This is a genomic window from Bacillus sp. NP157 (assembly GCA_018889975.1).
Classification (GTDB): Bacteria; Pseudomonadota; Gammaproteobacteria; order Xanthomonadales; family Rhodanobacteraceae; genus Luteibacter.
In genome coordinates, this window is record CP076546.1 from 1,410,022 (window position 1) to 1,427,758 (window position 17,737).

Annotated in this window: 20 protein-coding genes and 1 pseudogene; 10 read left to right on the forward strand and 11 right to left on the reverse strand. The window is 67.5% G+C overall.

Features of this window, described 5'->3' with window-relative positions; all coding sequences use genetic code 11:
• Positions 1 to 57: 57 nt before the first annotated feature.
• A complete protein-coding gene (locus KPL74_06345; protein QWT21620.1) occupies positions 58 to 660 on the reverse strand; it encodes a YjfI family protein in 603 nt (200 codons plus the stop codon).
• Between the two features lie 135 nt (positions 661 to 795).
• Between KPL74_06345 and KPL74_06350 the strand changes: the two genes are divergently transcribed.
• Positions 796 to 1,281, forward strand: a complete 486-nt coding sequence (locus KPL74_06350; protein ID QWT21621.1) for a YaiI/YqxD family protein — start codon at positions 796 to 798, stop codon at positions 1,279 to 1,281.
• A gap of 341 nt (positions 1,282 to 1,622) precedes the next feature.
• Positions 1,623 to 2,633, forward strand: a complete 1,011-nt coding sequence (locus KPL74_06355; protein QWT21622.1) for a VirK/YbjX family protein — start codon at positions 1,623 to 1,625, stop codon at positions 2,631 to 2,633.
• A gap of 7 nt (positions 2,634 to 2,640) precedes the next feature.
• On the opposite strand, the gene KPL74_06360 is transcribed toward KPL74_06355, so the two are convergent.
• Entirely contained in the window at positions 2,641 to 3,585 is a 945-nt protein-coding gene (locus KPL74_06360; protein QWT21623.1) for a LysR family transcriptional regulator, read from the reverse strand.
• Positions 3,586 to 3,717: 132 nt separating this feature from the next.
• Between KPL74_06360 and KPL74_06365 the strand changes: the two genes are divergently transcribed.
• Positions 3,718 to 4,239: a lipocalin-like domain-containing protein gene (locus tag KPL74_06365; protein ID QWT21624.1), complete on the forward strand. Its 522-nt coding sequence runs from the start codon at positions 3,718 to 3,720 to the stop codon at positions 4,237 to 4,239.
• 15 nt (positions 4,240 to 4,254) lie between these two features.
• On the opposite strand, the gene KPL74_06370 is transcribed toward KPL74_06365, so the two are convergent.
• The 5 genes from KPL74_06370 to KPL74_06390 all read right to left on the reverse strand — a co-directional run bounded on the left by KPL74_06370 (position 4,255) and on the right by KPL74_06390 (position 9,198).
• Positions 4,255 to 4,884, reverse strand: a complete 630-nt coding sequence (locus KPL74_06370) for a phosphatase PAP2 family protein (GenBank protein ID QWT21625.1) — start codon at positions 4,882 to 4,884, stop codon at positions 4,255 to 4,257.
• Positions 4,885 to 4,990: 106 nt separating this feature from the next.
• Complete coding sequence (locus tag KPL74_06375; protein ID QWT21626.1) at positions 4,991 to 5,773, reverse strand: ABC transporter permease; 783 nt, start codon at positions 5,771 to 5,773, stop codon at positions 4,991 to 4,993.
• Complete coding sequence (locus tag KPL74_06380) at positions 5,770 to 6,387, reverse strand: ABC transporter ATP-binding protein (GenBank protein QWT21627.1); 618 nt, start codon at positions 6,385 to 6,387, stop codon at positions 5,770 to 5,772. The genes KPL74_06375 and KPL74_06380 overlap by 4 nt, the downstream gene beginning before the upstream one ends.
• Positions 6,384 to 7,961 carry a glycosyltransferase family 39 protein gene (locus KPL74_06385; GenBank protein ID QWT21628.1) on the reverse strand — a complete coding sequence of 526 codons (1,578 nt, stop codon included), beginning with the start codon at positions 7,959 to 7,961 and terminating at the stop codon, positions 6,384 to 6,386. Before KPL74_06385 ends, KPL74_06380 begins: the two co-directional genes overlap by 4 nt.
• A 100-nt stretch (positions 7,962 to 8,061) precedes the next feature.
• Positions 8,062 to 9,198, reverse strand: a complete 1,137-nt coding sequence (locus KPL74_06390) for an erythromycin esterase family protein (protein ID QWT21629.1) — start codon at positions 9,196 to 9,198, stop codon at positions 8,062 to 8,064.
• Positions 9,199 to 9,781: 583 nt separating this feature from the next.
• Here KPL74_06390 and KPL74_06395 point away from each other — a divergent pair.
• Together KPL74_06395 and KPL74_06400 are read left to right on the forward strand one after the other, a co-directional pair.
• Positions 9,782 to 10,129 (forward strand): hypothetical protein, encoded by a 348-nt coding sequence (locus tag KPL74_06395; protein ID QWT21630.1) that lies wholly within the window; start codon positions 9,782 to 9,784, stop codon positions 10,127 to 10,129.
• 370 nt (positions 10,130 to 10,499) lie between these two features.
• Positions 10,500 to 10,862, forward strand: coding sequence for a hypothetical protein (locus KPL74_06400; protein QWT21631.1), 363 nt, complete (start codon positions 10,500 to 10,502; stop codon positions 10,860 to 10,862).
• A 7-nt stretch (positions 10,863 to 10,869) separates the two neighbouring features.
• Here KPL74_06400 and KPL74_06405 read toward each other — a convergent pair whose 3' ends face one another.
• Positions 10,870 to 11,418, reverse strand: a complete 549-nt coding sequence (locus KPL74_06405; GenBank protein ID QWT21632.1) for a peroxidase-related enzyme — start codon at positions 11,416 to 11,418, stop codon at positions 10,870 to 10,872.
• A 122-nt stretch (positions 11,419 to 11,540) separates the two neighbouring features.
• Here KPL74_06405 and KPL74_06410 point away from each other — a divergent pair, with 122 nt between their 5' ends.
• From KPL74_06410 to KPL74_06425, 4 genes and pseudogenes are all read left to right on the forward strand, one after another.
• Positions 11,541 to 12,434 (forward strand): LysR family transcriptional regulator, encoded by an 894-nt coding sequence (locus tag KPL74_06410; GenBank protein ID QWT21633.1) that lies wholly within the window; start codon positions 11,541 to 11,543, stop codon positions 12,432 to 12,434.
• A gap of 110 nt (positions 12,435 to 12,544) precedes the next feature.
• Positions 12,545 to 12,907, forward strand: a pseudogene (locus tag KPL74_06415) (pirin family protein).
• Between the two features lie 107 nt (positions 12,908 to 13,014).
• Complete coding sequence (locus KPL74_06420; GenBank protein ID QWT21634.1) at positions 13,015 to 13,248, forward strand: hypothetical protein; 234 nt, start codon at positions 13,015 to 13,017, stop codon at positions 13,246 to 13,248.
• Between the two features lie 41 nt (positions 13,249 to 13,289).
• A complete protein-coding gene (locus tag KPL74_06425; GenBank protein QWT21635.1) occupies positions 13,290 to 14,174 on the forward strand; it encodes an EamA family transporter in 885 nt (294 codons plus the stop codon).
• Positions 14,175 to 14,180: 6 nt separating this feature from the next.
• Here KPL74_06425 and KPL74_06430 read toward each other — a convergent pair whose 3' ends face one another.
• Complete coding sequence (locus KPL74_06430; protein ID QWT21636.1) at positions 14,181 to 15,074, reverse strand: LysR family transcriptional regulator; 894 nt, start codon at positions 15,072 to 15,074, stop codon at positions 14,181 to 14,183.
• Positions 15,075 to 15,195: 121 nt separating this feature from the next.
• Here KPL74_06430 and KPL74_06435 point away from each other — a divergent pair, with 121 nt between their 5' ends.
• Positions 15,196 to 15,978: a dioxygenase gene (locus KPL74_06435; GenBank protein QWT21637.1), complete on the forward strand. Its 783-nt coding sequence runs from the start codon at positions 15,196 to 15,198 to the stop codon at positions 15,976 to 15,978.
• Here the strand turns inward: KPL74_06435 and KPL74_06440 are convergent.
• Positions 15,975 to 17,291: a sorbosone dehydrogenase family protein gene (locus KPL74_06440; GenBank protein ID QWT21638.1), complete on the reverse strand. Its 1,317-nt coding sequence runs from the start codon at positions 17,289 to 17,291 to the stop codon at positions 15,975 to 15,977. The two genes, KPL74_06435 and KPL74_06440, sit on opposite strands and share 4 nt — an antisense overlap.
• Positions 17,284 to 17,727 (reverse strand): hypothetical protein, encoded by a 444-nt coding sequence (locus KPL74_06445; GenBank protein QWT21639.1) that lies wholly within the window; start codon positions 17,725 to 17,727, stop codon positions 17,284 to 17,286. The genes KPL74_06440 and KPL74_06445 overlap by 8 nt, the downstream gene beginning before the upstream one ends.
• Positions 17,728 to 17,737: the final 10 nt, after the last annotated feature.

The window sequence follows — 17,737 nt, forward strand, 5'->3', positions numbered from 1 at the left end:
CCGCCACGAGGGCGGAACGGCGTTGGGTGGATTCGGGGGGGGCTGGCGGCGCGGGGCTTAGCCGATCAGTTCGGAAAGCTCGGCCTGCGCGTCGATCACGTTCTGGCCCATGACGTCGAGCTCCTCGACGATGTTGGCGAGGGGAGAACGCGCGGAAAGCTGGCCGAACAGGATGTAATGCGAGCCGACCAGACCCACGTTCGACAGCGGCATGTTGGGCCCGAGCCGCAGGCAGGCCTCGTTGAAGCGCAGCGGATCCTTCACCGCGGCCTGGTCGCAGAGCAGCGTGGTCATGAGGATCTCGTGCTCGGTGACCACCAGGTGCACGGGCTGGTCGCCATAGCTGGCCAGGGCCAGTTCGATCGACGCCGGCGTGGCCTGCAGCCACACGCGTGACAGTTGCTGGTGCACACCGGCATGTTCCTGCAGCGCGTCGAACAGGCGCTGCGTCGTCCATCGCTGGCTCATGGCCTGCAAATCCATTCCACCGATCAATCGATCGGTCCGCTCGTGGCGGTGGTGGCGCAGGAAGTCGCGTACCAGCCCCTGCTCGCCCTCGGACATGTAGATCCTGGGGATCGTCATGCCCATCCGTGTCATCCGGTCACGGAACGCCTTCTGGCGCTTCGCTCCGGTGGTGACCTGCTTCGTGGGTGGCATGGGGGGACCTGGATCCGTCTCGACGGGGGTGTTAGGCGTAACGTTACGCGTAACCTACGCCGAAGCCCGGTGCTACACAATCACATCGTGCGTGGCGGCTGTATCTGGCCGCCGGGGTGTGGCAAGGTGCGCCGCATGCAGACCCCCACCACGCCCCGCCCCGCGCCGTCGATCTGGGTCGACGCCGATGCTTGCCCCAATGTCATCAAGGACATCCTGTTCCGCGCCGCGGACCGCTCGCAGGTCGAGGTCACCCTCGTCGCCAACCAGTGGATCCGCACGCCGGCGTCTCGGTTCGTCCATTCGATCCAGGTGCCGGGTGGTTTCGACGTCGCCGATGACGAGATCGTCAGCCGCGTGCAGCCGGGCGACCTCGTCGTCACCCAGGACATCCCTCTGGCCGCGTTCGTCATCGAAAAAGGCGCGCTTGCCCTGCACCCGCGTGGCGAACTGTTCACGAAGGACACCATCGCGGCGCGCCTGTCGATGCGCAACTTCATGGAAGAGCTGCGCGGCGCCGGCGTCAACACCGGCGGACCGGCGGCGATGCATCCGCGCGACCGGCAGAACTTCGCCAACGAACTGGACAAGTGGCTGGCGCGTCGACCGAAGTCCGGCTGAGTCATTCGACGAAAGACTGGTGAAAGTCACTGTCAACGCAATGATCGCCAGCGCATCCAATGACAGTCATTTTGCTGTGCGACACGCCTTTGCTAACACGCTATTGCCATTGAGTTTTTTCGGCCATCAAAACGCAGCCAACTGCGCATAAACGCAGCATGATAAAAACGGTTGACTTGCTTCGATCGCCACCCCTATTGTCCGCCCGCGCTCGGGCCCTGGCTCGCTGCGCCGAGCTGTTCAGGGGTGGGCAGTACCACTGGAAACAGCCGCCACCGCGTGGCGTGCTGCAGGGCTAATGGTTTGTCATCGCTTGTCGGAGCCTGGCTTCCGAGGGTGAGGTGCGCCTGGCGAAAGCAGACGTTGCGTCACCCGTTCCTCCTGCTGGTTCCACTATGCGCCTGCTCAATGCCTGGATTACTTCGCTGCACGATCGCAATGACTGGCACGATCGGCCATTGCTCCGCGCGATTCGCTATCTGCTCAAGAGCTTTTGCCATCCCGTATTGCACGCCCGCTGGCTGATGCAATTACAGTGCACGGGCATGCACGCGGCGCGGCGTCGCGACGGGCACCTGCTCGAGCGATGGCAGCACCGATGGGCGAGTCGCACGTTTACGCCACGCGATCGCCTGCGCCGCCTGCTAGATCACCATGCCGCGGCCACAGGCTTGTTCGGGCACGAAACGCTGCATCAGTTGTGGCGTGGCACGCCCTTCGTCGCCGGCAGGACGACCTTGAAGGATGGCAGCCACCTCGAGCTCTGGCTGATGGCACCGCTATTACGCTGCCTCGAAGGCGAGTTGAAGCTGGCACTGGGCTGGCACGGCGAGGTGATCTTCTCCATGACGCTGACGCTGTGTCCCGGACACGGCGACAGCATCGTCGGATGCATCCAGGGCGCCAACACCCCGGGCGCACAGGAGGCCGTACGTGCCCTGACCCGGGCCTGCCATGGCCTTCGGCCAAAGGATTTCCTGCTTTCGATGGCCCGCGCCCTTTCGCGAGCGGCGGGCATAGAAACCATCCGCGGCCCGGGCAATCGCCATCACGTCCTCAACCGCACGGGCCGGCTGAAGGCGTGCTACGACACCTTCTGGCTTGAGGCCGGCGCGACGCTGACGAAAGACGGCATGTTCGCACTGAGTGCAGCGGAACCGGTTCGCGACCTTGCCCTCGTGCCGAGCAAGCACCGCTCCGCCGCGCGTGCACGCGACGCCCTGCGCGTCGACATGACGCAAGCCTTGCTGCGATGCCTGCATCGCGACAACGTCACCGCTCTCTTTCCGATGCTCGACCAGGACGTGCTCCTGCCCGTGCGCACGTCGATGGCGGCGGAACAGGCCGCCTGAGCAGGCGTCACAACGTTGCCGCGGTCTTCAAGGACGCCTGCTGGTAACCCTTCTCGTCGTCCGCGTCCATCTGGAAGCGTGGCGCCATCTCGGCTGCCAGGAAGTCGACGAAGCGGCGGATCCGCGGCGGCTGGAACGTGTTCGGGTGGTAGAGCGCGCTGATCGGCGCAGGGCCGGACCACTGCGGCGCATGGATCAACACCAGCCGGCCCTCACGCACATCCTCGGCGACCGACCATAGCTGCCGGTAGGCGAAGCCTCGGCCCGCGACGGCCCATTTACGGACCACTTCGCTGTCGGTGCTCTGGTGGAAGCGATTGACCCGCACGACAGCGGCGCCCAACCGCCATGCGTTCAACGGCCCGCTGGTCGTGGTGATGACCAGCGTCGGCAGGTTGCACAGGTCGTCGGGCTGGCCGGGCATGCCGTGCTCGGCGATGCAGGCGGGAGACGCACAGACGACGCGCCAGCTCATCGCGAGGTGCCTCGCGACGAGGTCCGTGTCGTCGAGCACGCCGACCCGGATCGCCACATCGATGTCGTCGGGGACGAATCGCGCGTTGGAGTCGGAGAGATTCAGGGCGATGCGCACGCCGGGATACCGGACCATGAAGCGATCGAGGATCGGCACGAGCACGTTCCGGCCCAGGTCGGAGGGTGCCGATATCCGCAACGTGCCGCTGACCGTTTCGGTGCCGCCGCGCACCGCGTCTTCCGCGGCACGCATCGTTTCGATCGCCGACCGGCACGCGGCGATGTAGGTGTGTCCTTCGTCGGTAAGGCGCAGCTCGCGGGTGGTCCGCTCGAACAGTCGCGCGGCCAGGGCCGCCTCGACGCGTTGCACGCACGCGCTCGCGGCGGCGGGTGACAGGCCCGCGCGGCGGCCTGCGGCGGATAGGCTGCCCAGTTCGGCGGCGTCCACGAGCAATTGCATGTCGGTCAGGCGGTTCATCGGCGGACTCCGCAAGCCAGGACGGCGGCCCGAGCATCTTCAAATCCTCTTTGAAGGTCAATCCATGGGCAGGCTCATTATCAAATGCCAGCAGGGATCGGATGATCCAGCCACCCCACCCAAGGACCCGCCATGAACCGCCTACCCCGCACCCTGCTGACCCTCTGCCTGGCCACGGCCGGTATCGCGACCGCGTCACCCGGCGTCGCTGCCGGCGCCATGCCCGTGCCCGCCGGCCTGGTCGGTGCGTGGACCCTGGTCCGCTGCGACAACGTCTATCCGGACGGCCATCGCGTGGAGCTTTATGGTCCGTCGCCCGAAGGCATGTGGCTGATCGACGCCCAGGGCGACTACATGATGCAAATCGTGCGCGCGAAGCGCATGCCGTTCGCGGTGAACGACAAATCGAAGGGGACGCCGGAGGAATATCGCGCCGCGTCGATGGACTCCAACGCACATTTCGGCCACGTCAGCGCCGACGCGCACACCATGCATAGCCAGATCCTGCGCGCATCGTTCCCGAACTGGGATGGCAAGGGCGGCGACACGGCGTACACGCTCAACGGCGACGAGCTCACCTACACGGTGGCGAAGCCGTCGAGCGGTGCCGCCGAGGGCGCGCATGGCGAGGTGGTCTGGCGCAAGGTGCGCTGAGGGCCCGCCGGACCGTCAGCGGAAGTGATGGATGAACCCCAGGCGGAAGCCGCCCGGCAGGAAGCTCAGGACGATCGGCGACTCGGTGCGATGGGCGCTCCAGATGCCGATGCCGACGCCCAGCGCGGTGCCGGCGATCACGTCGCTCTGCCAGTGCCCACGTACCTTCACCCGCGCGACCGCCTCGTAGGCCGGCAGCAGCGCCAACGCGTAGACGGCCGGGTATTCGTCGGCATAGTTGACGATGAACGGCGTGACGGAGGCGGCGATCACCGCGGTCTCGCCGCTGGGGAAGCTGTGGTTCTTGCTGCCCTTGAACCAGCGGTCGGGATCGTCGGTCTGCGACGGGCGTTCGCGCCGGAAGGTGTACTTGAGGGCGGTTGCGGCGAGGCTGGTGACGACGATGGAATCGGTCGTGCGCCAGAACGTGTCGCCCAGCTTGTTGTCGTCGCCTTCGGCGAGCGCGCCAAGGCTGACCGTAAGCAGGGTGCCGTAGAGCAGGACCTTCTGGTTCGAGCGCTTCCAGATGCCGCTGTTGTCGTAGGCCAGCCGGTGGTCGATGCCGAACGGACCACCTCCGGCGTGCGCCAGGCACGGCACGGCCAGCAACGAAAACAGCGCGATACGCAGGAATCTTACGGTCATGATGGTCCCCTCCCCGTCGGCAGCCCCTCCAACCGACGGTTAGCGGCTTCGATTAAACAGCGCGCACCTTAGATGGACCTGTCCGGGCATGCCAGCGCGGCTTGGCTCACGGGCGCAAACGATCCAGGCGCAGGCGTTCGCGCGGGTCGGTGAGCTGGCGCAGCGCCAGCCGGGTCGCGAGGATCGAGCCCAGTCCGCTGCCGCCCGCGAGCAGCAACATCAGCACGATCTGGTAGGTCGCGGCATGCAGCGGGTCCATGCCGGCCAGCACCTGGCCGGTCATGATCCCCGGCATGGTGATGATACCGGCCGCGCTCATCTGGTTGACCAGCGGCACCATGGCGCGGCGGATCGAGCGGCGCTCCAGTGGACCGGTCGCATCGCGGAACGCGTGGCCGAGCATCAGCCGGGCCTCGATCGCCGGGGCTTCCAGCACCACGCCCTCGAGGATGCCGGCCATGCCGAGGCTCACCGCGTTGAGTACGTTGCCGAGCAGGATGCCCGCGACCGGCACGGCGAACCGGGCCGTCCAGCCACCCTCGCCCGGCAGCAGCACCGCCAGTGCGAACAGGCAGGTGAGCAACGACGGTGCGCCGACGCTGGCCAGGCTGGTCAGGTAATGCCCCTGGCGCAAGCGCTGCTGCGGCCGCGCGCTGGCCTCGCGTGCCGCGGCCAGGGTCATGGCCAGGATCAGGGCGATCGTCAGCCACGCGCTGTCGATGGCGAACACGGTGCGCAGCACGAAGCCCAGTGCGACGAGCTGCAACACCATGCGCAGCGCGGCGATCGCGAGTGGCCGGTGGATGCCCAGGCGCATCCGGATCGACAACGCGCCGTCGACCAGCAGGACGATGCTGGCGATCGCGATGTCCCATGGCTGGAAGGTCACGGCATGCATTCGGCGTGCAGCCTCCCGTTTTCGAGCCGATGGACCTGGCTGGCCATGCGCAAGGCCTGGGCATGGTCGTGGCTGACGATGACGATGCCCGCACCCCGCGCGCGTTGCTCCGCGAGGCAGGCCTCGACCGCCAGTGCCGTCGGGGCATCCAGGCCGCTGGTCGGTTCGTCGAGCAACAGCACCGCGGGCTCCTCGACCATCGCGCGCACCAGGGCCAGGCGCTGCTTCTCGCCGGTCGACAGGCCGATCACCTGGCGATCGAGGATGCCAGTCGGCAGACGCATCGCCGCGCATAGCGTCGTTGCGCGGTCCGTCGTGGCGGGCGTGAAGTGCTCGATGACCGTGGGACCCCACCAGCCCGACACGGCCGGCACGTAACCCACGCGCTTGCGCCAGGTCGTCGCAGGCATCGCATCGCGCGGCTGCCCGTCGAGTTCGACGCGGCCTTCGCCGGGATCGAGGTCGGCGAGCAGGCGCAGCAGCACGGTCTTGCCGGCGCCGGAGGCGCCCATGATGGCGATGCATTCGCCGGCACGCAGTGCGAACGAGACGGGGCCGACGCGCGCATTGGAAAGGGCGTCGACCGCGAAGCGGACGGATGTCATGGGTGGACCTGGGCAAGGCGCGAAGCAGGCACCAGCCCCGCCCAGCCGTCGGCGAGCAGGATCGGCGTATCGACGTACGACGGCGGTTCTCCCCGGCCGCTATGCACCAGCGCCAGGCCACCCGGGTGCTCGCGCGCCCACGCGGCGGTATCGGTGATGCGCGGGAGCGGCGTGGACAGGCGGGCGAGGTACGTCACCATGGCCGGTTCGTCGTCGACGGCGGCCACGAGCATTCCCTCGCTGCGCCGTTGGAGCACCGCGTCGGCCAGTTCACCTGGGTCCATATGTGCTTTCACATGCATGCCCATCAAGAGTACGGAGGCCATGACGGCCGCGAGCGCGGCGAAGGACGCGCCGCGCAACCGGGACCCCGCGTCCCATGAGGCCATGCGTCGCGTGCCGATCGCGCCAAGGGACAACAAGGCGGCCGCGACCACCGCTGCAACGTACCACGTCGGGTTCCCGCGCATGCCGACCACGGCGTTGGCCACTGGCCATGTCCATGCGAGCGCCGCGGCGACAAGAAGCCAGCGGCCGCGACCGAAGGCGAACGCCTCGCGGTCACGCGTGGACAGTGCCGCGAAGCCCAGGGCGGCTCCCGGTAGCAAGGGAAGCAGGTAGTGGATCTGCTTGCCACTGATCAGCGAGAAGGCAATGAACGCGGGCAGCGTGGATGCGATCGCAAGCCGGCCTGCAGGCGACGCAGGAAGATGGAGCAAGCCACGCCGCAGCCGGGTCCAGCGCAGCAGGAACGTCCACGGTAGCAGGAACGGAAGAATCCACGGCACGTACCAGAGCGTGCTGCGATCATGGGCGAAGCTCTGGGACACGCGGCCCAACGACTGGTGCGTGAGGCTCTGGAGCACCGGCACGCCGTGGATGCGCATGGCATTGATAACGCCCCACGCTGCAAGCGGCGCGCAGGCGGCCAGCAGGCAGGCTGCGATTACCGCCGCCAGGCGCCATGGTCGGTCCAGGGCGTGGCCATGCCACCATCGCATCGCCGCCAGCGGACCGATGAGATGCACCAGGTAGACGGGACCCTTTGCCAGCATGCCAAGCGTGCTGGCGACCAGCAGGATCGCCGCGCCATCCGCCAGGCGACCTTGCATGCAGACGACGAGGCCAAGCAACGCGAGGACCACGAAGAACACGAGCGGCACGTCGAACATCGCGATCGGGGTGAAGGCCCCGAAGACGACGAAGGGCAACAGCATCCAGCCCGCTGACGCGGGATCCTCCAGCCCAAGGCGGCGCGCCAGCGACGTCACGGTGGCGACGGCGCCCGCGGCGAAACCGATGCAGACCAGCCGGGCGGCAAGCGTCGACACCCCGAACACCGCCCATGCGACATTCACCAGCCAGAACAGCAGCGGGGATTTGTCCATGTAGGGATGGCCATTGAGGGTCAGGCCAATGGCGTCGCCGGACTGGCGCATCTCCCACGCAATGGACAGGTACCGCGTTTCATCGATGGGCACGACGGGCAGCAGGGCTGCGGGAACAAGCCACAGGAAGGCGAGCGCCCACGGGCGGTCGTACAGCCATTCTCGGGCGAACCATCGTTTTTTCATGCGCGCAGCCTAGGAATGCGCGCTTAGTCATGACTTAGCCCTGGATGACAGTTCCGATTAACTCGGGATTTTCCCAAGGCATTCTCGTGAATGCATGGCGCTATGGGCCGGCTTCCGCTGCGGTTTCCCGATCGAGGATCACGAGACCGTCGATGTAATTCTTCCAGTCCAGTTCCTGGAACGATGCGTAGTTGAATGCCCTGCCCGGCCGCATGCCCTGCCGTTCCAGCACGGCCCAAGGCAGGAACCGAAAGTCGGCACCACCGGGTTCAGCGTCGCTGCCACCACCGTGCGTGGCGACGCGCTCAATGGCATCGACTGGCGGCGCGCCGAGCTCATGGTCCTTGCCCCGTCCGCCCGCCGAGCCGTACGACCCGGCGAGGGCGCTGAAGCCCAGCACATAGCTCCCGCTGCCCATGGCGTCGTGGACGTAGGTGCCGAAGGTGGGCGCCGCGGACCGACTGCCGGGGATGGGTGCCTTCGATGCATGCACCGATGCCGTCCATACGATGACCTTCGTGCCTTTCGGCCACTGCGCCAGCAACCAGGTGAGGTTCCGGTACATCCCCTTGTCGCGCGCAGCGGGATCGCCGCCACTGGGATTCGCCGAGTCGAGATAGAGGCGGTACGAAGCGGCCATCGCGGCCAGGCGCGGCGAAGCGGCAGCGGGATGCCGTGCGATGGCGTCGACCACGTGCGTGGCGCACTGCTCCAGCGTTCGAAAGGCGGCATCGTCGAATGGGTGGGCATCGTCATACGTCCACGCGTTATGCCGCGCCATGGCCGCCTGGCAGAGATCGCGTTCGTCGCGCGGGAGGACCGAGGCCAGCGCCACAGGCAACTGCGCGGGCGAATAGCGCGCCCCGACGCCTCCTACCTGTGGGTCCATGCCACCGACACGTAGTCGTTTCGCCTGGGCCTCGTCGAACAGCCACTGCTCGAACGGCTGGAAGATCGCGTAGCGCGACCATAGCGCACCGATGGCGCTGGCCAGTTGCGCCTCGCTTGCAGCGCCCGTGTCCAGCGAGCGCTGCAGGTCGAGCATGTCGTAGAACTGGCTTTCGAAGACGATGCCGCGAAACCCACAACGAGCGACCAACGCGTGGACGAGGCCGATCTTCACCGCGAGGGTCTGCGCCCCGGCATGGTTCGCGTCCTCGCCGAGGATCACCAGGGGTCGTGGACAAAGCGCGGCGACCGTGGCGGCCAGTGCCTTTTCCGTTACGGGTGACGGCATATCGGTCGCGCGGAGCGAGCCCGCCGCGAAGAAAGCAAAAAGAGCGAGCCAAACCGATGGCGGGCGAAGCATGGCGAATCCCTTCACGTCGTGATCCATGGAACCCAGCATATGGGAAGTTTTCCTATACCGGGAACTACCCGGCCCCCTCGGCATCCAACACCTTGGCCGCCGATGCGGCCCACGGGAGATCGAGGGAACGATGCCAGGGAACGCCCCACTGTCCATGCGACGCGTCGCGGCGACCGCCGCCGCGATCGCCGTGCATCTTGCACTGTGCCTGTTCGTGCTTCGCCCGGCGGCACCCACAAACGCAGCGTCGAACCTCGCCGAAGAGTCGTCGTCGACGCTGGCGCTTCGGCTCGTGCCCCGGCCCCGGTCATCCGCGCTACCGCGCGTGCCAGCCGCGACGGTAGCCGCTACGCCGAGCCGGCCCACGAGAAAGCCTTCCGCGGCCTTGCGGGGCACCACTGCAAAGCCATCAGCGCCACAAGTCCGCGTCATCACGGCAGCGCCCGCGTCTGTTCCCGCCTCACCCATGGCCAGCGCATCTGAATCAAAGGAGTCCGCGCTACCGCGGTCCATGACCACGCCCGATGCGTCAGTCGCCCCCGTCGCCACCCTTGGCGATGGCGGCTTCCAGCAACGCCTGCAGGAGGCGCAACACGCGCAAGACGTCCACGGCCTGCCCGGATCCGGCATCCAGCGTGCGCCCGGCATGCGTATGGCCGACCCGAGGACCCAGGGCATCGCCGGCGCGGCGCGTTTCGTCCAGTCGCTACTGGGCGTGAGGGACGGCCATTGCGTCGATGTCGATGCCTGGCAACGACTCAGCAAGGAAGAAATGCTTGCCCGCCAGCTGGATCCAAAGCAGGTCGAGGCCACCAGCCAGCAATACGGCTGCGGACAGCGGCGCGGCGTGGGGCTATAGGCAGGCGATGTCGCGCCAAACCCGCCGCCTGTCCCTGGGCCGGATCGCGGCCTGCGTGCTCGCGCTGGCGAGCCACCTTGGGCTTGTCCTGTTACTGCTTCGTCCGGCCATCTACGAAAGGGCGAACGACGCGACGCTGCCAGCGGATACCAAAGCGATGGCCATGCGATTCATTTCCGTCGAAGCCGTGGCAAGCAAAACGCGCATGGCCAACGACGCACCGCGCGCCGCGATGCCGCCGACACCTGCGACAAAGCCTCCGCGGCAATTTCGCCCCGTCCGGACAAGCGATCCCGTACAGGCGCGCGTCCACCCGATATCGCCCGTGCACGACGCATCGCCGCCACAGAATCCTTCCGCACCGCCGAGCATGTCGACGCCCCTCCCACCCTCGTCGAGTCCGTCGGGATCGATCGCGCCCACGTTCGGCGACGGGGGCTTCAGCGACCGGCTGTCGGGTGCGCGGCACGCGCAGGACATCCACGGGATACCCGGCTCCGACCTGCGTCGTGCACCGGGCATCCAGATGGTCGATCCTCGCAGCCAGGGCATCGGCGCCGTGATGCGTAACGCGCAACGCCTGTTCGGCGTCACCAGCAGGCATTGCATCGATGTCGAGACATGGGCGCGGATGAGCCCCGAGGAACTGATCGCACGGCACCTCACGTCCGCCGATGTCGAAGCGGCGAACCAGAAGTACCAGTGCAACCGCCCCCTCGGGCTCAGCTTCTGACGCCGTGTTACGCCGCGAACGGCGCCACCACCGGGAAGTCGATATCCGTGCCGGCGACTTCGTTGAGGTAGTTGGTCCACGTGTTCAACGCGACGTGCTGGACGATCTCGATGATCTGCGCGTCGGTGTAGCCGGCGGCGCGGACCACGTCGACATCGGCCTGGCTGACATGGCCGCGGGCCTTGGCCACCTTGGCGGCAAAGGCGACGGCCGCATCGGCCTTCGCATCGTTGGAGCCGCCCTTGCGGTTGGCTTCCATCTCCGCGTCATCCAGCCTGGCCAGGTTCTTGCCCAGGTAGCTGTGCGCCGAAAGGCAGTAGCTGCAGCCGTTGATCTCGGCGACGGCCAGTGCGATGCGCTCGCGGGTCGGCGCCGGCAGGGCACCCTTGGCCAGTGCGCCGTTCATGCCGAGGTAGCCCTCGAGGGCGGCAGGGCTGTTACCGATCAGGCGGAACATGTTCGGGACGACGCCGAGCTGCTTCTTGACCGCGGTAAGGAGCGGGCGCGAGGCTTCGGGGGCGTCTTCGATGGTGGCGGGGGTAGTGAAACGTGACATGGCATGACTCCGTGGTTTGCGGCCGGCGGCGCCGGCGGTTCGAACAACGAAGTGCTGCCTTCCATCCCACCGCACCAGATGGTGAAATGGAGAGGCAGCCTTTCAGATTCCGGAAGTGACCCATGGACCGCCTCGAAGCGATGCGCGTGCTGGTCGAAGCCGTCGACCGCGGCAGCCTCAGCGAAGCCGCGCGCAGGCTCGGCATGCCGCTGCCGACGGTCAGCCGCAAGGTGAGCGAGCTGGAGGAGGCGCTCGGCGCGCGGCTGCTGGTGCGTTCGCCACGCAAGCTCACGCTGACCGATGCGGGCGAGACCTATCTCGCGGCCGCCCGCCGGATCCTCGAAGACGTGGACTGCGCCGAGCGCATGGCGGCAGGCGAATACGCCGCGCCACGCGGCGAACTGGTGGTCACCGCGCCCATCGTCCTCGGCAAGATGCACCTGCTGCCCGCGGTCACCGCGTTCCTGGCCGCCTACCCCGACATCCGCATCCGGCTGATGCTGGTCGACCGCTGGGTCAACCTGGTCGACGAACAGGTCGACGTCGCGATCCGCGTGGGCGCCCTGCCCGACAGTGCGCTGGTGGCACGCCACCTGGCCAACACGCGCCTGGTGAGCTGCGCCAGCCCCGACTACCTCGAGCGACGCGGCACGCCGACGCATCCGTCCGAACTCGCCCAGCACGAATGCATCAACTTCGACGGCATCATGTCGCCGCGCCAGTGGGTGTTCGCGGAAAACAGACGCGACCTCGTCGTCCCGTTGGTGCCGCGACTGACCGTGACCACCGCCGAAGCTGCGATCGAAGCGGCGACGGCTGGCATGGGCATCACCCGTGTAGTCGCCTACCAGATCGTGGCACGCATGCAGGCCGGCACGCTGGTGACCGTGCTCGATGCGTATGAGCCCGCGCCGCTGCCCGTGCACCTGCTGTTCCCTTCCAGTGGACGACTGCCGGTGAAGGTACGAACGTTCATCGACTTCGTCATGCCTCACCTGGGTGAGGCGCTGAAATAAGCGCGTCAGGCGCTTCGACCGACGCAGCCGTCGGCCAGCCCGGTCGCATTGTGCAAGACCCCGCTGCCCTCGCCCGCTAGCGTGGACGCCTTTGCTCCCGGGAGATGCCCATGTTCGTCATTCGCCACGCCGCCGACCGCGGCCATGCCAACCATGGCTGGCTCGATTCCCATCACAGCTTTTCGTTCGCCGACTACCGCGACGAAGACCACGTGCACTTCGGACCGCTGCGGGTGATCAACGAGGACCGCATCGCGGCAGGCACGGGCTTCGGCACGCATTCGCATCGCGACATGGAAATCATCAGCTACGTGCTCGAAGGCGAACTGGCCCACGGCGATTCGATGGGCAACAAGGTGGTGATCAAGCCGGGCGAAGTGCAGATCATGTCGGCCGGCACCGGCGTCACCCATTCGGAAGAGAACCACGCGGACAAGCAGACCCATTTCCTGCAGATCTGGATCATCCCGAACGAGCAGCACCTGAAGCCCAGCTACGAGCAGACTTTTTTCCCGACGCGGAGAAGCGTGGCAAGCTGCGCCTCGTTGCCAGCCAGGACGGCGAGCACGGGTCGGTCACGGTGCACCAGGACGTGCGCCTCTACGCCGGGCTGTTCGGTCCGGACGAAAGCGCCCACCACGCCATCGGGTATGAGCGCATCGCCTATGTGCACGTGGTTCGCGGCACGGTGCACGTCAACGGCCACCCGCTGTTTGCCGGTGACGCCGCGAAGATCACCGAGGAATCGCGCGTGGTGATCAGCGACGGCGTCGACGGCGAGGTGTTGCTGTTCGATATGGCCCCGCTGGCGTAACTAGGCCACTATGGCCGATTCGCCACGCAGATCGGTTGGGCATGAACGAGTCAAAAGCCTCCGCGGGCGCCGTGCTGGCACTGGGCGCCACCGTCGTCATCTGGGCCTTCAGCTGGATCGTGATGAAGCTGGTCCTGCGCTACGCGGGGCCCTTCGACTTCTCGGCCCTGCGCTACAGCATCGGCGCGGCCCTGCTGTTCATCGTGCTGCTGGCGTTGCGCCGGCCATTGGCGCCACCGCCGCTGGCCGGCACGATCGTCACCGGCCTGGCCCAGACTGCCGCCTTCCAGGGCCTGGGCCAGTTTGCGCTTACCGCAGGCGGCACCGGCCACGTGGTCCTGCTCGCCTATGCGATGCCGTTCTGGGCCGTACTGCTCGCATGGCTGATGCTCGGCGAGCGCCCCCTGCGCCGGCACTGGGTCGGGCTCGGCCTGGCGGCCATCGGGCTGACCTGCGTGATCGCGCCGTGGCACGGCCTGGGCAATCCCATGAGCACGGCCTTCGCCCTGCTCGGTGGCCTGTGCTGGGCGCTCGGCACGGTGACCAGCAAGCACATGTTCCAGCGCCACCAGCCCGATCCGCTGACGTTCACCGCGTGGCAGATGGCCTTCGGCGCCGCCGGACTGGCGATCGTCGCCTTCATCGTGCCGCAGCGGGCGATCGAATGGAGCCCGGCCTTCATCGCCGGCCTCGCCTACTCGGTGATCCTCGCCACCAGCCTGGCGTGGACGCTGTGGCTGCTGGTGGTGCGCCGCCTGCCCACCGCGGTGGCGTCGGTGTCGTCGCTGGCCGTACCCGTGCTCAGCGTGCTGATGGCGTGGGCGGTGTTGCAGGAGACGCCCGCGCCCAGCGAATGGCTGGGCATGGCCTTCATCGTGGCCGGCCTTGTCGCCGTGAGTGGGGTCACGCTCCGTCGCAACGCGTGACGCCGGCTAGCTCCAGCGCACGCCATCGAAGGCATCGACGAGGAAGTCGACCATGCGCCGTACCTTCACCGGCAGGTGCTTGCGCGACGCATACACCGCATGGATGCCGATGCTGCCCGCGTCATGCGTCGGCAGCAGGTGGACGAGCCGGCCCGCGCGCACGTCGTCGCCCACGATGAAGTCGGGTTGCAGGGTGATGCCCTGCCCGGCCAGCGCGGCCACCCGCGAGGTATCGCCGTTGTTGCTGCGCATGAACGGCTTGACCGTGACCCGCTCGATCCGCCCATCCGCCGTCGTGAACTGCCAGTCGTCGGGCCAGTAGCTGTAGGCCAGCACGGCATGCGCGGCCAGTTCGGCCGGCGCACGTGGCGTGCCGTGCCCGGCGAGATAATCCGGCGAGGCGCAGAGCAGCATGCGGGTGGTGCCGAGCTGGCGGCTGACGAGGGTGGAGTTCGGCAGCCGCGAAATACGCACGGCGAGGTCGAAGCCCTCCTCGACCAGGTCGACGACGCGATCGGACAGGGTGATGTCCAGGGCTACCTGCGGATGCTCGCCGGCGAAGCGGGCCCATAGCGGCGCAAGGTGCAGCACGCCGAACGACAGCGGCGCGGTGATCCGCAGCAACCCGGTCGGCTCGCTACTGCGCGCGGTGAGCTCGGCCTCGGCCTCGGCGATGCCGGCCAGCAGGTCGCGCGAGCGGCTGTAGAAGGTCCGCCCCTCGTCGGTCAGCGACAGCCGGCGGGTGGTCCGGTGCAGCAGGCGCACGCCGAGCCGGCGCTCCAGGTCGGCGACGTGGCGCGATATCGCCGCCTTGGTCACGCCCGTGGCATCGGCGGCGCCGATGAAGCTGCCTGCGTCGACCACGGCGACGAAGCTGGTCATTTCCTGCACTTTGTCCATGCGCGCTCCCCGGCTGGCGCGGTCAGTGTCCCATATCGCGTGACACTCGGTTTCCCAAACGGTGGTTTATCACGTTATCGGCAACCAATACCTTGGTGTCATCGGCCCAAGGAGCCCTCCCATGTCACTCGCCCCCGTCCTGTTCATTTCCCACGGCGCCCCGACCTTCGCGCTCGAGCCCGGCGTGCTCGGCCCCAACCTGCAGCGCCTCGGTGCGCAGCTGGAGGGCATCCGCGCGGTACTGGTGGTGTCGCCGCACTGGCAGGCACCCGGCTTGCGCGTCATGACGGCCGAAAAGCCGGCGACGTTGCACGACTTCGGCGGCTTCCCCGAGCCGCTGTATCGCCTGCAGTATCCGGCGCCTGGCGCACCCGAGGTCGCCCGCGAAACCGCCGCGGTGCTGCGCGACGCCGGCCTGCAGGTGGACGAAGACCCGACACGGCCGTACGACCACGGCGCGTGGGTGCCCTTGCGTTTCCTGCTGCCCGCAGCCGACGTCCCGGTGTTCCAGCTGGCGATGCCGGCCGCGCTCGACACCCAGGGCGCCCTGGCGCTCGGCAAGGCCCTGCGTCCGCTGCGCGAGCGCGGCGTGCTGGTGGTCGGCTCCGGCAGCCTCACCCACAACCTTTACGAGATCCAGCGGACCAGCGACAGCGTCCCGTATGCAGCCGCCTTCGCCGCGTGGACCACCGAGGCCGTGCTGGCGCGCGACGAGCAGGCGCTGGTCGACTACCGCCGCGTGGCCCCCGCCGCCGAACGCGCCCATCCCACCCAGGAGCACTACCTGCCGCTGCTGGTCGCCATGGGCGCGAGCACGGAAGACGACGTGCCGGCACTTATTCCCGGCGGCATGACCTATGGCGTGCTGTCGATGGATTCGTATGCCTGGGGTGTCGCAAGCTAGGGGTTAGCCGCTGACACCCGCCACACGGTGTTGCCGACGTCGTCGGCGATCAGCAGCGCGCCGTCCTTGTCGAGCACCACGCCGACCGGCGCGCCGAACAGCTGCTTCTCGTCTTTCGAATAGAAGCCACTGACCAGGGTCTGCGGCTTGCCGACCGGCTTGCCATCCTGGAAGGCGACGAACACCACGGCGTAACCGCTGAGCGGCGAACGATCCCAGCTGCCGTGTTCGCCGATGAAGGCGCCGTTCTGGTACGGCTGCGGCAGCGCGGTTTTCTGGGTCAGCAACACTCCCAGGGCCGCGACGTGCGAGCCCAGCGCGTAATCGGGCTTGATCGCCTTCTGCACCAGCTCCGGCCGCTGCGGCATCACCCGGGTGTCCACGTTCTGGCCGTAGTAGCTGTAAGGCCAGCCGTAGAAGCCGCCCTCGGTGACCGAGGTCAGGTAATCGGGCACGAGGTCCGCCCCGATCTCGTCACGCTCGTTGGCGATCGCCCAGAGCTTGTTCGTGGTGGGATCCCACGCAAGCCCGGTGGGGTTGCGGATGCCGTGCGCGTAGATCCGGCTGCCCTTGCTGGCGACGTCCACTTCGAGGATGTCCGCGCGACGGTATTCGACCTCGAGCCCGTTCTCGGTGATGTTGCTGTTCGAGCCCACGCCGACGTAAAGCTTGGTGCCGTCCGGGTTGGCCTGAAGCGACTTGGTCCAGTGGTGGTTGACCGTGGACGGCAGGTCGGTGAACTCGACGCCCGGCGTCTTGATCTCGGTTTCGCCCTCCTGGTAGGGGAAGGTCACGATCGCGTCGGTGTTGGCGACGTAGAGCGTGTTGCCGATCAGCTGCACGCCGAACGGCGAGTGCAGGTTCTCGATGAAGGTGTGCTTCTCCCACTCGCCGCTGCCGCTGCCCTTGCGCAGCAGGGTGATCCGGTTGCCGCCCTTGGCACCCTTGCCCGAATCGTTCTTCACCATGCCGGCGATCAGCTGCTTGGGCGTGGTGAGCGCCTCTTCGCCGGGGCCGTTCGATTCGACCACGAGCACGTCGCCATTGGGCAGGGTCAGCAGCTGGCGCGGATGCTTCAGGTCGCCGGCGATCTTCTCGATCTTCAGGCCCGGCGCCACGGTCGGCATCGCGCCGTTCTTCCAGCCGGCGAAGTCGGGCACCTGCATCGGCGGCACGAGGAAGTTCTTTGCCTTGGGCAGCGAGGGCGCGCCGCCGGACTGCTGGGCGGCATCCTGCGAGGCTTTTTCACTGCACGCGCCGAGCAGCGCGACGCAGGCCATGGCGAGCGCGCCACGCATGAAGGACTTATCCATGGACATACTCCCGGCCCGACGAGTAGCGCACGGCGATGACGGCGTGGCCGATGGCGATCAACAGCACGGTGAGCGCGGAAAGCCACATTGCGGCCGGGACGATCGCGTAGGCGTCGCGACTATGGACGAAGGCGTTGAGGATGGCGGCGACGATCGCGACGAAGTTCAGCCAGAAGTCGACGTGGTCGGCGTGGGTGCTGGTCCGTCGCGAGGTGACGAAGACCTGGAACAGGCTGATCAGGCGCGGGATGATCGCGACGACCAGGCCCAGGCAGACCAGCCATGCCGCGGCCTTGCCGAAGAGTACGGTGGCGCTTTTCGCGTAGGCGATGTCGAAAACCAGCGCGGCCACGAAGCAGCCGAACGGGATCGGGTTGAGGATGCCGTAAACGGCATTGGCCACGGGCGAGCGGCCGGGCGCGACGGGATAGCTCATGGGTGGATGT

Coding starts and splice junctions, on each gene's coding strand:
- KPL74_06345 (QWT21620.1), bottom strand. CDS start 660: ATGCCACCCACGAAGCAGGTCACCACCGGAGCGAAGCGCCAGAAGGCG.
- KPL74_06350 (QWT21621.1), top strand. CDS start 796: ATGCAGACCCCCACCACGCCCCGCCCCGCGCCGTCGATCTGGGTCGAC.
- KPL74_06360 (QWT21623.1), bottom strand. CDS start 3,585: ATGAACCGCCTGACCGACATGCAATTGCTCGTGGACGCCGCCGAACTG.
- KPL74_06365 (QWT21624.1), top strand. CDS start 3,718: ATGAACCGCCTACCCCGCACCCTGCTGACCCTCTGCCTGGCCACGGCC.
- KPL74_06370 (QWT21625.1), bottom strand. CDS start 4,884: ATGACCGTAAGATTCCTGCGTATCGCGCTGTTTTCGTTGCTGGCCGTG.
- KPL74_06380 (QWT21627.1), bottom strand. CDS start 6,387: ATGACATCCGTCCGCTTCGCGGTCGACGCCCTTTCCAATGCGCGCGTC.
- KPL74_06385 (QWT21628.1), bottom strand. CDS start 7,961: ATGAAAAAACGATGGTTCGCCCGAGAATGGCTGTACGACCGCCCGTGG.
- KPL74_06390 (QWT21629.1), bottom strand. CDS start 9,198: ATGCCGTCACCCGTAACGGAAAAGGCACTGGCCGCCACGGTCGCCGCG.
- KPL74_06395 (QWT21630.1), top strand. CDS start 9,782: ATGACCACGCCCGATGCGTCAGTCGCCCCCGTCGCCACCCTTGGCGAT.
- KPL74_06400 (QWT21631.1), top strand. CDS start 10,500: ATGTCGACGCCCCTCCCACCCTCGTCGAGTCCGTCGGGATCGATCGCG.
- KPL74_06405 (QWT21632.1), bottom strand. CDS start 11,418: ATGTCACGTTTCACTACCCCCGCCACCATCGAAGACGCCCCCGAAGCC.
- KPL74_06410 (QWT21633.1), top strand. CDS start 11,541: ATGGACCGCCTCGAAGCGATGCGCGTGCTGGTCGAAGCCGTCGACCGC.
- KPL74_06425 (QWT21635.1), top strand. CDS start 13,290: ATGAACGAGTCAAAAGCCTCCGCGGGCGCCGTGCTGGCACTGGGCGCC.
- KPL74_06430 (QWT21636.1), bottom strand. CDS start 15,074: ATGGACAAAGTGCAGGAAATGACCAGCTTCGTCGCCGTGGTCGACGCA.
- KPL74_06435 (QWT21637.1), top strand. CDS start 15,196: ATGTCACTCGCCCCCGTCCTGTTCATTTCCCACGGCGCCCCGACCTTC.
- KPL74_06440 (QWT21638.1), bottom strand. CDS start 17,291: ATGGATAAGTCCTTCATGCGTGGCGCGCTCGCCATGGCCTGCGTCGCG.
- KPL74_06445 (QWT21639.1), bottom strand. CDS start 17,727: ATGAGCTATCCCGTCGCGCCCGGCCGCTCGCCCGTGGCCAATGCCGTT.